The sequence below is a fragment of the Paraburkholderia bonniea genome (assembly GCF_009455625.1).
GTDB lineage: Bacteria > Pseudomonadota > Gammaproteobacteria > Burkholderiales > Burkholderiaceae > Paraburkholderia > Paraburkholderia bonniea.
In genome coordinates, this window is the sequence record NZ_QPEQ01000001.1 from 50,007 (window position 1) to 63,708 (window position 13,702).

The following is a 13,702-nucleotide window of genomic DNA, read 5'->3' on the forward strand; positions in this document are numbered from 1 at the left end:
GACAGGGCGGCTAAATGGCGTCGGCTAAGCGCGGGAGGGAAAAGCTGCGCGGCTGACAACCTCTTTAGCCGCATTTCTAGTGAACCCGGGAGCAATCCAGGCAGGTTCGCGCGCCCGCAATCGAGTCAGCAAATCGGCGCGTCAGCAACAGCGAGGATTCCCGCTGCGCAGGGCAAAACAGGTGGCGAGTATAGCGGAAAGTCAAAAATCGAGACAAGCCTGCGGTGCGGCATCGCTAGCGGTGACGCTAGTGAGATGCCACACCAGATGGGGTTTAGTTGAGTGCCGCGCGATGGCGGAAACGGCGCAGTTGCACTGCGGCGAAGATCAGCAGCACGCCATAAAAAATCGCATAGGCGCCGATCAGCCAGATCAGCGACAACGCGCCTGCGCCTGGGTACATCAGGATGAAAAAGCCCACCACTGCCGACAACAGCCCCGACAGACCGATCACCCACGGATGCGCATTGGCCCGCCGATACTGAATCGCGTACACGATTTCGAACACGCCAATGGCCAGTGCCCACGCGCCAATAATCATCACGAGGATCAACGCGGTCTCACCGGGCCAGAAGAGCGCGATCAGCCCCGCCAGCACGCCCAGCACGCCAACCACGGCATAGGTCCAGCGCCGTGTGCCGCCGCTACCGCGCACCCCGTAGATCAGGGCGAACGCCCCATCAATGATCGCGTAAGCCCCCCAGAACAGCGCCAGCGTAGCGAGCGTGAGGCCCGGCCAGGTGAACGCGAGCACGCCAAACACGATAGCGGCAAGACCGCGAACCGCAAGCCAGCCCCAATGCGCCGTGAGCGCATTCAGACTGGGGGGAAAGGACGACAACATAGGACGATTCATGACGTGGCAACTCCTGATGAACAAGAACAACGCTTTGAAATGGCGGTGGCGCGGTACCTCACCTGATGTACCGCGCCACCGCCGACTTGCAGCAAACCATGACGAACGGATTACTGAGTTACCGGATTACTGCAGGATGAGTCTTAGCTGGGCATCGGCCTGTTCGTCCGGCGCACGCGCGAAGCCGCTACGAACATAGCGATGCCAGCGGCCAATGATGTAGCTCAGCACCAGGCTGGCGCGCAGCGCGGCGTCATAGCCCGCAGGCAGCGGCACAGCCGTTGGCAGTGCAACGGGCACAGCAGCGGGCAGCGCAGGTGCGGCCAGCGCCGTGGCCTCCTGCGCGGCAGAGGCTTCTGCGGCCTCTGCGCGACTGGCCTCCTGCCAGCCGAGCCGCAAGCATTGCTTGAGCGACGCCTCGACACGTTCGAGCAGTTGATTCACGCGCTCGGTCAGACGCGCATGCTCGCCGACTAGCGCCTCGCAGGTCAGCACTCGTGTCATGCCAGGGTTTTTCGCGGCGAAGTGCAGCAGCATCAGCGCGATCGCCCGCGCCTGAAGCACGCCATTTGGCTCTTTGGTGGTGATCTGGTTCACCAGGCCAAAGATGGTCTGCTCGATGAATTCAATCAGCCCTTCGAACATCTGCGCCTTGCTGGCGAAATGCCGGTAGAGCGCGGCTTCGGAAACCTCCAGTTGCGCCGCGAGCGCGGCGGTCGTGATTTTTTCGTTTTTGGGTGTTTCCAGCATCGTCGCTAGCGTCTGCAAAATCTGCACGCGCCGCTCACCTGGCTTGAGCCGTTTCGCACGCACGCCGTTAGCGACGGCTGATCCTGATGGGACATCGTCAAGCTTGCGGGTTGGCGCCATGAGGCATCCTTTCCATCACCGTGGGCGAATTCAGAGGGTCAGGCTCTGAGCGATTTTAACGACTGAATGCGGCGATCAACATAATGCGGCCGGCCGGTTCCGGGCAACCGCGCGGCCCCGCCAGCGGTACGCGCCTTGAGTGGCAGGTGGCCCACGATCCACACGGTGCGGATGCCAAGCCGCCGGTAACGCTTCAAATGCCCCCGCGTGTCTTCAACCAGAATCGCGTCGGACAGCGGCACACGCGCAGCACGCATGGTCTGGCGCAGCATGGCCAGATCCGGCTTGGCACGCCAATGACGGCGCTCGCGCATGTGTTCAATCGCAATCACGCGCTCGAACAGACGGGCAATGCCCAGTTCAGCCAGCACCGCCCGGGCATACGCTTCAGGGGCATTGGTCAGCACGATCTTGCGGCCAGGGAGTGCGGCCAGCAGCCGCGCGAGGCCCCGTTCGCTGCGCAGCATCGAACGCAAGTCAGCAAACGTATGCACGTAGTGCAGGAACTCGTGGGGGTCAACGGGATGGTGGCGCGCGAGGCCGATCAGCGTGGCGCCGTAACGCTGCGTGTAACCCGTGCGCAGCTCATCGGCTTCGGCGCGTTCGAGCTGCAGGGTATCCATGATGTATTGCGTCATCGCGCTGTTGATCGCCGGAAAAATGGCGTGCGTCGCGTGATGCAAGGTGTTGTCGAGATCGAAGAGCCAGACCGGCTGGCCCGCTTCGACCTGAGGACGGCGGCGCGAAGCTGTGCGAGCGCGCCGCCGTGAGTGAATTGAAGGGGGGGTGGGTTTCAATGCGAACGGATCATCGTGCCGAACGGTTGGTCGGTCAGAATCTCAAGCAAAACAGAATGCTCGATCCGGCCGTCAATGATGTGCACCGAGCGCACACCGCTTTTTGCGGCATCGAGTGCCGACGAGATTTTTGGCAGCATCCCGCCGGAGATCGTGCCATCGGCAAAAAGCGCGTCGATTTCGCGGGCGGACAGATCGGTCAGCAGGTTGCCGGCTTTGTCCATCACGCCTGGAATATTCGTCATCATCACGAGCTTTTCGGCGTTCAGCACCACGGCCAGCTTGCCTGCGACGAGATCGGCGTTGATGTTGTACGACAGGCCGTCTACGCCAAAACCTATCGGGGAAATCACCGGGATGAACGCATCGTCCTGCAGCGCCTTGACCACAGCCGGATTAATCGAATCCACCTCGCCCACCTGGCCAATGTCGATGTACTGGCCTGGATGCTCCTGATCCGGCAGCATCAGCTTGCGGGCGTGGATCAGGCCACCGTCCTTGCCTGTCAAGCCAACGGCCTGACCACCGAAATGGTTGATGAGCGTCACGATGTCTTGCTGCACCTCACCGCCCAGCACCCATTCGACGACTTCCATGGTTTCTTCGTCAGTAATGCGCATGCCTTGGACGAAGGTGCCTTGCTTGCCGATTTTCTTGAGCGCCTGATCGATCTGCGGACCACCGCCATGCACGATGACCGGATTAATGCCAACCAGCTTGAGCAAGATGACATCACGAGCGAAGCCCTGCTTCAGCCGCTCTTCAGTCATCGCATTACCGCCGTATTTAATGACCACGGTTTTACCGTGGTATTGGCGGATATAAGGCAGCGCCTCGGCAAGTATTTCTGCCTTCAGGGTGGGCGCAATCTGCGAAAGGGCGGGAAGCTCGGACATGGCGGCTGACTCAGGCACGGACGGTTAAAACAACGGCGGATTGTACAGGAGTAGTGCCTGACAACCGGGTTCAGACAAGGCTGGGTAAAGACCGGCTCAAGCGCTGTCAGAAGATGCGTGCAGGGCTTGAGGCGCAGTCACCGCCACCGATGGCTATCAGCGGCAGAAGCCCGTTCAATATGGTTTTCAGCGCGTATCCGGCATGGCTATGCCGATGCCTGTTGCGCGGCGCATGTCCTTATGTGGCCAACGAAAATGCAGACGGCGCGTGGCATGATGCGCTGCCCTGGCGGACTAGCCCGCCACCGCACGAATACGCCAATAATTCCAATGGTTCCAATGAATCAGCCAGACGCCCCGCCCCACCTCAGCGCTAACCACAACCATTGCGCCAGCTGTGGTGCTGAATTTATCTGTGGCATGAGCATGGCAAAAGCGGAGGCAAGCGTAGAGGCAAGCGCGCCGTTTGCCTGCTGGTGTGAGGCTTTACCGGTGCTTGCGCCAGCGCATCGGCTGGCCGGTACGGGCTGCCTTTGTCCAGCCTGCCTCGCAGCAGAACTGGCTCGCAGCGCTAACCCGCCAGCCCCGCTGAATGACCGCAGCGAGCCAGACTAAACGCCAGATGGCCGGTGCTGCGCCGCCAGTGCGGTGAGGTCCGACTTGACACGCTCGAATACCGGCCCCCACTGCAGAAACTCTGCTTGCCGATACAGCCGTGCAGTGGGATACCACGGGGTGTCTTCGTGCTCCAGCAGCCACGTCCAGTGCGGATTGACATCGAGCAGCACCCAGGTGCGCAGCCCCAGCGCACCACTCAGATGGGCCACTGAGGTACACACCGTAATCACCAGATCAAGCGCGCTGGCAAAAGCCGCTGTGTCATCAAAACTGCGCCATTCCGCGCTGAAATCGACGATCTCAAAGCCCGCCTCACGCGCGGCGGCAACATCTGCTTGCGCACCTGGCTGAAGCGAATAAAACACCACGTTGTCCATGCCGCCGAAGTACTCGGCATAACGCTCCCAACCCACCCGGCGAAACGGATTGCGTTGATGCCTGAGACTGCCGGTCCATGTCAGGCCGACTTTCAGCCGCTTCTCTCCGGCAAGACGCTGACGCCATGCCGCCAGTGCCTCAGGCAGCGGCGCCAGATAAGGCACCTTGGCAGGAATCGTGTCTACGCGCGTGTCGAGTACCAGCGGCGCACTCGCCAGCGAGAGTTCGTAATCGAACGATGGCAGCGCTTCGACTCTGGGATCCGACGAGTAGGCATCCACATATGTGCCCAGGTTGCGTTCAAGCAGCGCGCCCATATGCGCAAATGAATTCCACACAATGCGGCCGCCGTCCCGATGCACCCGCTCGGCGAGCAATGGAATAAAGCGGCAAAACTGCAGCAGATCGCCATCGCCCTGCTCCCCCCAGACCAGCAAGGTTTTGCCCGCAAGCGGCTCACCGCGCCACTGGGCACCCGGTATTGGCGGGCGGTTGCCGCGAAGCTCCTCTGCACCGAGCCAGCGTGCCTCATGCGTCAACCAGCCTTCGGCGTAATTTCCGCGGACCAGTTGCAGCAGCGACAGATTCAACCGGTATATCGCTTCATCTGGCACAAGCTCAGAAGCGTGCCGCGCACAGCGCTCGGCCTCCTCCCAAAGCTGCGCTTCTTTCAGCACCAGCGAATAGTTGTTTAGCGCTTTCAGATGATCGGGATCGAGTTCGAGCGCGCGACGCCCATCCTCCAGCGCCCTCGGCAAATCCCCGCTCTCGCGTCTCACACCCATCAGGTTGGCCAGAACGTCGACATCCGTTGGGTCAGTCTGGGCGGCGCTTTCGAGCATCTGGAGCCTTACCGCCACGCTCTCGCCCACCACCTGAAGGGCAGATGCCAGGTTATTGCGCAACTTGGGATGATCGGGGTTCAATTCGAGCGCGCGCTGGTAGGGTGCCAGCGCCTCGGCATGCAGCCCGGCCAGTTGCAGCAGATAGCCATGTAAAAACTGTGCCGCCACGCTGTCCGGCCGCATGCTGGCCAGACTGCCAATCACCTTCAGCGCAGCGTCTTGCTGTTGATCCCTGGACAGTTGTAAGGCCAGCGCTTCGAGGTCAGCGTCAGCAACTGGATGGAAATAGCTCGCCGCTTGCAGCCAGGTCGCGCAGACCTCGGCGCGCCCTTGTTGCTGCGCTTCGTCAGCATGATTCAGGAACGCGGTGAAGATGGGCAAGCCAGAGTAGTTAGCGTCAGATGAAGACATAGAAAGTCAGATAAGAAGGCATAGAAAATCAGATAAATATGCAATGCCTAAGGGCATTTCCCAGAAAATTTCTCGGAAACACCCAGGAAACGTCTGATAAATGCCAGAAAAAATCGCCGGCAATCATAGCAACGATTACCGTCACGCCATCCCGAAGAAACCTGGGCAAACGGGTAAACTGCCGCGATGCATCGCATAACCAATACCGGACGGGTCAATCTCGGGCATTTGTTCTGGCTGCGCAGCCTCGCCATCATTGGCCAGCTCGTCACCATCGCGTTCGTCCAGATTTTTATTGGGGTCCATCTACCGCTTCCGGCCATGTTGCTGGTCATCAGCCTCGAAGTGTTGTTTAACGGCTTCACCTGGCTGCGGGTCGCACGGCAAAAACCCGAATCCAGTTTCGAGCTATTTGGTCAGCTCTGGGTGGATCTGGGGGCGCTATCCGCGCTGCTGTTTCTTTCCGGCGGCACCACCAATCCGTTTGTTTCGCTCTATCTGCCTTCGCTGGCCATCGCCGCGGCTGTGTTGCCGTGGTATCTGATGGCGTGGCTCGCCGCCTTCGCCGTTGCCTGTTATGCGGTGCTCAGCTTTAATTCTGTGCCGCTGAACCTCGACAATCCCGCGAACCTGTTTGACTACTATCGCGCCGGGATGTGGATCAACTTCGTGGTGAGCGTCGTGCTGATCGCGTGGTTCGTTGCCCGGATGTCACGTGCGCTGCGCCAGCGCGATGCAGCGCTGGGCAACGCCCGGCAACGTTTGCTGCGCGATGAACGGGCGGTCGCGCTCGGCGTGCAGGCTGCCACCGTCGCTCACGAAATCGGCACGCCGCTTTCCACCATCTCGATGCTGACTGAAGAGCTACAGGAAGCCGTGCGCACCGATCCTGGCCTTAAACCCTATTCGACCGATCTCAACTTGCTTGAGCAGCAAATGTCGCTGTGCATCTCGGCGCTCGCGCGGCTACGCAGCCAGGCGTCAACCGCGGACACCCGGCAAACCCTCGGCGCGTGGCTCGAATCATTTGTGCAGCAATGGCGCTTGCGCCACCCGCATGTCAAATTCGAATGCCTGGGCACCGCCCCGGCTTCGCTCAGCCTGGACGACACCGTGGCAGTCAGCCAGATTCTGACCATCCTGCTCGACAACGCTGCACGCGCTAGCAGCGACCACGTAACGCTCAAGGTCACGCAAAGCACCTCTGGCGAATTCATCGAGTTCGAAGTACGGGATGCGGGCCCGGGCATTCCACTAGCCCTGCGCGGCTCGCTAGGCACGATGCCAGTGGATAGCACTCAGGGCGGCCATGGCGTCGGGTTATATCTAGCGTTTTCCGCCGCGTTGCAACTAGGCGGCTCAATCGAATTAAGCGATATCCAGGAAGGCAAGACACGTGGCACGCGCGCTGTGCTGCGCTTACCACTAACCGCATGAACAAGAAGCAGAAAGCAACGCACGATCAACCAGACACGGGGCATGAAGCCCCCTTCGCAAACGGAGAAGCAGGTATGAACAACATGAATTTTCTGGTGATCGACGATGACGAAGTATTTGCCGGCATCCTGGCGCGCGGCCTGACGCGGCGCGGCTACGTCGTCGAGCAGGCGCATAGCGCCAGCGAAGCGCTGCGGCTGGCGCAGCAGGCCACGTTTGGCCAGATCACGATTGACCTGCATCTGGGCAACGATTCAGGACTCACGCTAATTGCCCCGCTGCGTGACCTGCAGCCTGACTCGCGGATGCTGGTGCTAACCGGCTACGCCAGCATTGCCACAGCGGTGCAGGCGGTGAAGGAAGGCGCTGACAACTATCTGGCCAAACCCGCTAACGTCGAAACCATCTTGTCCGCGCTGCAAAGCGAAGCCAGCGAGCTGCAGGCAGATGCAGCGCTGGAACATCCCGTGCCGCTATCGGTGGCACGGCTTGAATGGGAGCATATCCAGCGCGTGCTGGCGGAGCATGCGGGCAATGTGTCCGCCACGGCCCGGGCGCTGAACATGCACCGGCGCACGCTGCAACGCAAGCTGGCCAAGCGGCCGGTCAAGCAGTAAGGCGGGATGTAGTTAAGGCCGCTGTATAGCCAAATCAACTGGACGAATCAAACACGCGCCATCAGGCCAGAAAGCAGACAGGGCAGGAGCAGCTACGCTGCGCCTGCCCTGCGGCACGACGGTTACTCGCTACCCTGAGCGCTGTTACAGCACGTAGCGCGACAGGTCTTCGTTATCGGCAACTTCATTGAGCGCGCGATCAACATACGCGGCATCAATGCAAACGGTCTGGCCAGCATGCTTGCCCGCCGCAAACGACACTTCTTCCAGCAGCTTTTCGATCACGGTGTAAAGCCGCCGGGCACCGATGTTTTCGGTTTTCTCGTTCACTGAAAACGCAATCTCGGCCAAACGCCGGATACCGTCAGCGGCAAAATCGAGGTGCACATCTTCGGTCGCCAGCAGTGCCTGGTATTGCTTGACGAGGCTGGCGTCGGTGGCCACGAGGATCGCCTCGAAGTCTTTCACTGAAAGCGAATCCAGTTCGACCCGAATCGGAAAGCGCCCTTGCAGCTCAGGAATCAGATCGCTTGGCTTGGCCAGATGAAACGCCCCGCTGGCGATAAACAGAATGTGATCGGTTTTGACCATGCCGTACCGGGTGTTGATCGTCGTGCCTTCGACCAGCGGCAGCAAATCACGCTGCACGCCCTGGCGCGACACCTCACCACCCCCGCCACCTTCGTTGCGCGCTGCGATCTTGTCGATTTCGTCCAGAAACACGATGCCGTTTTGCTCGACGTTCTGCACGGCTTTGCTCTTGACCTCTTCATCATTGAGCATCTTGGCGGCCTCTTCGTCAGTCAGCAGCTTCAGCGCTTCCTTGACCTTCATCTTGCGATGCGCCTTTTTGCCGCCGCCGATGTTGGCGAACATCGAACGAATCTGCTCGGTCATGTCCTCCATTCCTGGCGGCCCCATGATGTCCATGCCCGCCTGCGGCAGCTCGATATCCAGTTCGATCTCACGATCGTCCAGCAAGCCTTCGCGCAGACGCTTGCGCAACGTTTGGCGCGTCGTGTTGTTTTCTTCAGGAGCCTGTGACGGCGTAGCGAGCGCACCAGCCGTGAAACCCGCCGGGCGTGCCGTGGGCAGCAAGATATCCAGCACCCGGTCTTCCGCCTGGTCTTCGGCTTTGGTGCGGACCTTGCGCATTTCGGTCTCGCGGGTCTGCTTGAGCGAAATTTCGATCAGATCGCGCACGATGCTGTCGACATCGCGTCCGACATAACCCACTTCGGTAAATTTGGTTGCTTCGATCTTGATGAAGGGTGCGTCAGCCAGTTTGGCCAGACGCCGGGCGATTTCTGTTTTGCCAACGCCGGTCGGGCCAATCATCAGAATGTTCTTCGGCGTGATTTCCTGGCGTAGCGGCTCGCCCACTTGCTGACGCCGCCAGCGATTGCGCAAGGCCACGGCGACGGCTTTCTTGGCGCGGTCCTGGCCAATGATGTGCTTGTCGAGTTCGGAGACGATCTCGGCTGGGGTCATGGTGCTCATCCTGGCTCCTTACTCGATGGTCTCGATGACGCGGTTATGGTTGGTGTAAATACACATTTCACCGGCAATTTCGAGCGATTTTTCGACGATCTCGCGTGCTGACAGCGAGGTATTGGCAGCCAGCGCTTTTGCTGCGGCCTGCGCATACGCGCCGCCTGAACCAATCGCGCAAATGCCCCCTTCGGGATCGAGCACATCGCCATTGCCAGTCAGCACCAGCGTGGTTTGCGCATCAGCCGCAATCAGCATGGCTTCAAGCCGTCGCAACATGCGGTCGGTGCGCCAGTCTTTAGCCAGTTCGACAGCGGCACGGGTAAGGTTGCCCTGATGCTTTTCGAGCTTCGCCTCAAACCGGTCGAGCAGCGCAAACGCATCGGCTGTACCGCCCGCAAAACCCACCAGCACCTGGTCGTTATAGATGCGCCGAACCTTTTTCGCCCCGCCCTTCATCACGATGTTGCCCAAGGTGACCTGACCGTCGCCACCTAGCGCGACCGTGCCACCACATCGCACGGAGACGATCGTCGTGCCGTGAAATTGCTCCATATGCGTTCCTTTTGCAAAGCAGGTAAAACGCGACGGCAAACTCGCCCATCGCTGGAATCAGGGATGCTAACCGCACCCGCAGCCTGTATGAACGGGCTACTTACTCAATGACTCGACGCGCAGACCAGCTCGCGCCGGGCATGAGCTGCGTCAGTTTAGGGCGCGTGTGGTCATATCAAGGGCTGAGTTGAACGCTGTGCTGAAAAACACCGTCACGCGGCGCGGAACAACCAGGGCGTATTCAAACGCCCCCACTCCAGCCACAACGGATAAGCGGAAAATACAGGCATAAAAAAAGCGCACCTTTTACCGTGCGCTTTTTTAGCGAAACCTGCGAAAGAGAATGCGAACCCGCGTTCGCCTGAATCTGAATCAATCACCAAACAGCTTTTGCCGCAGCTCGCGCCGCTCCTGTGCTTCGAGCGACAACGTGGCCGTAGGGCGCGCCAGCAGCCGTGGAATGCCAATCGGCTCGCCGGTTTCTTCACACCAGCCGTAATCGCCGGAGTCGATCCGTGCCAGCGATTGCTGCACTTTCTTCAATAGCTTGCGTTCACGGTCACGGGTGCGCAATTCGAGAGCGTGTTCCTCTTCGATTGTCGCCCGGTCAGCCGGGTCCGGCACGATGACTGTTTCACGCAGATTCTCAGTGGTCTGGCCCGCGTTGCGGACAATCTCTGCTTGCAACTGCTCCAGCTTGCTCTTGAAGAAAGCGAGCTGATCCGCGTTCATATAATCCTTGTCGCCCATCTTCAGGATGTCGTCTTCGGTCAAGAGTCGTTTCGTCGTCATCTGGCTTGCTTCTTAATGTGGGGCAAAACTCTTACATATTGCCCGCAACAGTACGCTTGGTAGCGCTAAATCGCGCCGCACACACCGACGGTGCATTGTCGTGGCGCGGTAGCGTCGATGCGGGGCCGCGAACCCTCTGGAAACCGATATTCAGATGCCATAGGGCGTTACCCCATTGCCGGCCGTGAGTATTGCCGGTCTGTTCAGCATGCTGGTGCGCGCTCTGGATAGCGGCCCAGCGCTATCGCCCGCCCGGCATGAACTTGTTGCGAAAACTTATTGCATTTAACCGGGCAGCCAAAGCAGGCAAATCGTTGTCCTTTTCCAGCGGGCCGTATTGTAACTGAATCACTGTGTAGTATCGCAATCAGGGGAAATTACGGCTCGCCCCGGTATCTCGAAAATATAGCCGGTCGATTCTTAAAAAGCGATGAATCTACGGGTATTCCTGAAACCACAGTGTTTCAGTGGGGCTTAAACCGCCGCCAGGCGGTGCCTGGCAGGCGGCATTCTGGGTACGCAATGCAGATCTCAGACAAGGCAGGCGTTAAGCCCATCGACGATCAGATCTTGGGGTAAGTCGATGCCGATAAAAACCATCTTGCTGGTTTTTTTCTCGATGGGCTGCCATTTGGCTGCCAGGTCGCTGCCCATCATCTGGTGCACGCCCTGGAACACCACCTTCCGGTCAACGCCTTTCATCGAAAGCACGCCTTTGTAGCGCAGCAAGCGCTCGCCGTAAATCTGCAAAATGCCGCCCAGAAAATCTTCCAGCTTGTTAGGGTCGAATGGGCGGTCGCTGCGAAACACAAACGACTTGATTTTGTCGTCGTGGTGCGCGTGGTGGTGATGGTGGTGGCCCGCGTGATCATGAGCGTGGCCTTCATGGCCCTCGTGAGCGCAATGCCCATGATCGTGGTCGCAACTTGCATGATCATGGTCCGCGTGGCCGTGCTCGTGATGCGCGTGGTCATGATCGTCTTCGGTGAGAAACGAAGGGTCGATTTCCAGCTTCGCGTTCAGGTTGAAACCGCGCAAATCGAAAATTTCCTTGATGTCGGCCTCGCCGAAATTAACGACCTTGAGCGCCGCCTTCGGATTCATATGCACCAGACGGTGGCGCAGTTCAGCCAGCGTTTTTTCATCTACCAGATCGGCCTTCGTAATGAACAGCCGGTCAGCAAACCCCACCTGACGCTGCACCACCTCATGCTCATTGAGCTGCTGGCCAGCGTGTTTGGCATCGACCAGCGTGATGATCGCGTCCAGCAAAAATGCTTCCGCAATTTCATCGTCCATGAAGAATGTCTGCGCCACAGGGCCCGGGTTGGCAAGGCCAGTGGTTTCGATCACCACACGCTCGAAATCCAGTTCGCCCGCGCGCTTTTTCGCCGCGAGGTCGCCCAGCACACGCGCTAAATCGCCGCGAATCGTGCAGCAAATACAGCCATTGCTCATCTGGATGATTTGCTCGTTGCTGTCCTGCACGAGAATTTCGTTATCTATGTTTTCTTCACCGAATTCGTTTTCGATCACGGCGATTTTCATGCCGTGCTTTTCATTCAGGATGCGTTTGAGCAGCGTGGTTTTACCACTACCGAGAAAGCCGGTCAGGATGGTGACTGGAATCATGTTTGGCCTGTTTTAAGTGGATGAAGCAGAAAATGCCGCGGCGTTACAGCGTGATCAACGCCGCGTTAATCGGACTGGCTATTGGAACATACCTGTCAAGCCCGCATGCCGCTGCGGGTTATTGCCCGCGCCGCCAGACGAAACTATGCGGGCTCAGCCAACTTGCAGCAATAGGCCTTTCAGGTATTCCCCTTCAGGGAAAGCGCTCAGCAGCGGATGATCCATCCCGGCACCGAGGCGCCGCAGAATCCGCGCATCCACCCGCGCATCAGCGGCCGCGCCAGCCACGATTTTCTGAAACAGCTCCGCGTCAATCGCCCCCGAGCACGAGTAGGTAAACAGCAAGCCACCCGGCCGCAGCAGCTTGAAGCCCGTCAGGTTGATGTCCTTGTACGCGCGCGCGGCGCGATCAACGTGCTCACGCGAAGGGGCGAACTTGGGTGGGTCGAGCACGATCAGATCAAAGCGCTCGCCATCATCGTGCAGGCGGCGCAGCGTCTTGAACGCATCGGCATCCAGCCAGGTGGCGCGCGCGGCGTCAAAGCCATTCACGGTGACATTGCGCTGCGCCAGCGCCAGCGCTTCGCCTGATGAATCAATCGACACCACCCGCTGCGCCCCACCCGCCAGCGCCGCTAGCGAAAACCCGCCGGTATAGCAAAAGCAGTTCAGCACATCGCGCCCGGCAGCCATCTGCTGCACCAGCGCGCGGTTATCGCGCTGGTCTACATAAAAGCCCGTCTTGTGGCCATGCAGCACATCGACGTGATAACGCACGCCGTTTTCGCTGACCACCAGGGTCTCGGGAGGGGCCTCGCCTGCCAGCACACCGGTGATCTGCTCCAGCCCTTCCTTCGCGCGGATCGACACGTCCGAGCGCTCATAGACATTCGGGCAGCCAGTCACCGCGATCAGCGCCGCGACAATCGCTTCTTTCCAGGCCTCGACGCCCGCGGCCATGAACTGGCAGACCAACTGGCCGCGCTGCGGCGCATCAGCGCCGGTGTAGTGATCGACCACCAGCCCCGGCAAGCCATCTGCCTCGCCGAAAATCAACCGGACTGCGCCGGTGTTGTGCACCATCGCCTGGCGGTGCAGCAACGCACGCTGAATCCGCCGCTTGAAAAATGCGTGGTCGATAGGTTCCGCCTCATCAAAGCTCCACACGCGCGCACGGATCTGCGAATGCCCGCTCCATGCGGCGCGGGCCAGAAAGCGGCCATCGTGGGCCTGCACCAGCACTGTCGCGCCAGACGCTGGCTTGCCCGCCACACGCTCGATAGCGTTGGCGTACACCCACGGATGACGGCGTAGCAGCGATTTTTCTTTCGATGATTTCAGCGTGACGATATTCATGACTTCGTGAAGGTTCCAGCCAGGGAGTAAAGCAATGGGCCGCGAAATACGGCAGAAGGCCTGACCGAGCCAGCACGAAGCGGGTTCAGTCAGGCCTCTGAAGACGCGGACATGACGTCTTGTGAAAACGGTTAAAGACCAATGAAACCAG

Annotated in this window: 12 protein-coding genes; 2 read left to right on the forward strand and 10 right to left on the reverse strand. The window is 59.6% G+C overall.

Annotation, left to right across the window (positions count from 1 at the left end; genetic code table 11):
* Positions 1–274: 274 nt before the first annotated feature.
* The 5 genes from GH656_RS00210 to GH656_RS00230 form a co-directional block, all read right to left on the reverse strand.
* Entirely contained in the window at positions 275–856 is a 582-nt protein-coding gene (locus GH656_RS00210) for an HdeD family acid-resistance protein (protein WP_217352207.1), read from the reverse strand.
* Positions 857–982: 126 nt separating this feature from the next.
* Positions 983–1,726 (reverse strand): nucleoid occlusion factor SlmA, encoded by a 744-nt coding sequence (gene slmA, locus GH656_RS00215; protein WP_153074044.1) that lies wholly within the window; start codon positions 1,724–1,726, stop codon positions 983–985.
* Between the two features lie 38 nt (positions 1,727–1,764).
* The gene (locus GH656_RS00220; RefSeq protein ID WP_174769663.1) at positions 1,765–2,523 is read right to left on the reverse strand and encodes a pyrimidine 5'-nucleotidase; all 759 of its coding nucleotides are present in this window, start codon (positions 2,521–2,523) and stop codon (positions 1,765–1,767) included.
* Positions 2,520–3,419: an acetylglutamate kinase gene (gene argB / locus GH656_RS00225; RefSeq protein WP_153074045.1), complete on the reverse strand. Its 900-nt coding sequence runs from the start codon at positions 3,417–3,419 to the stop codon at positions 2,520–2,522. Before argB ends, GH656_RS00220 begins: the two co-directional genes overlap by 4 nt.
* Before the next feature lie 611 nt (positions 3,420–4,030).
* Entirely contained in the window at positions 4,031–5,671 is a 1,641-nt protein-coding gene (locus GH656_RS00230) for a tetratricopeptide repeat protein (RefSeq protein ID WP_153074046.1), read from the reverse strand.
* 186 nt (positions 5,672–5,857) lie between these two features.
* On the opposite strand from GH656_RS00230, the gene GH656_RS00235 reads away from it, so the two are divergent.
* Both GH656_RS00235 and GH656_RS00240 read left to right on the forward strand, forming a co-directional pair.
* Positions 5,858–7,108 (forward strand): ATP-binding protein, encoded by a 1,251-nt coding sequence (locus GH656_RS00235; protein ID WP_153074047.1) that lies wholly within the window; start codon positions 5,858–5,860, stop codon positions 7,106–7,108.
* 74 nt (positions 7,109–7,182) lie between these two features.
* Positions 7,183–7,725 carry a response regulator transcription factor gene (locus GH656_RS00240; RefSeq protein WP_153074048.1) on the forward strand — a complete coding sequence of 181 codons (543 nt, stop codon included), beginning with the start codon at positions 7,183–7,185 and terminating at the stop codon, positions 7,723–7,725.
* A 144-nt stretch (positions 7,726–7,869) separates the two neighbouring features.
* Here the strand turns inward: GH656_RS00240 and hslU are convergent, their stop codons facing one another.
* The 5 genes from hslU to GH656_RS00265 all read right to left on the reverse strand — a co-directional run bounded on the left by hslU (position 7,870) and on the right by GH656_RS00265 (position 13,551).
* On the reverse strand, positions 7,870–9,225 hold the full coding sequence (gene hslU / locus GH656_RS00245; RefSeq protein ID WP_153074049.1) for an ATP-dependent protease ATPase subunit HslU: 1,356 nt from the start codon (positions 9,223–9,225) through the stop codon (positions 7,870–7,872).
* Between the two features lie 9 nt (positions 9,226–9,234).
* Complete coding sequence (hslV, locus tag GH656_RS00250; RefSeq protein ID WP_153074050.1) at positions 9,235–9,771, reverse strand: ATP-dependent protease subunit HslV; 537 nt, start codon at positions 9,769–9,771, stop codon at positions 9,235–9,237.
* A 372-nt stretch (positions 9,772–10,143) separates the two neighbouring features.
* Entirely contained in the window at positions 10,144–10,563 is a 420-nt protein-coding gene (gene dksA, locus GH656_RS00255) for an RNA polymerase-binding protein DksA (RefSeq protein WP_153074051.1), read from the reverse strand.
* Positions 10,564–11,094: 531 nt separating this feature from the next.
* Positions 11,095–12,195: a CobW family GTP-binding protein gene (locus GH656_RS00260; protein WP_153074052.1), complete on the reverse strand. Its 1,101-nt coding sequence runs from the start codon at positions 12,193–12,195 to the stop codon at positions 11,095–11,097.
* A gap of 153 nt (positions 12,196–12,348) precedes the next feature.
* Positions 12,349–13,551, reverse strand: coding sequence for a class I SAM-dependent rRNA methyltransferase (locus GH656_RS00265; protein ID WP_153074053.1), 1,203 nt, complete (start codon positions 13,549–13,551; stop codon positions 12,349–12,351).
* Positions 13,552–13,702: the final 151 nt, after the last annotated feature.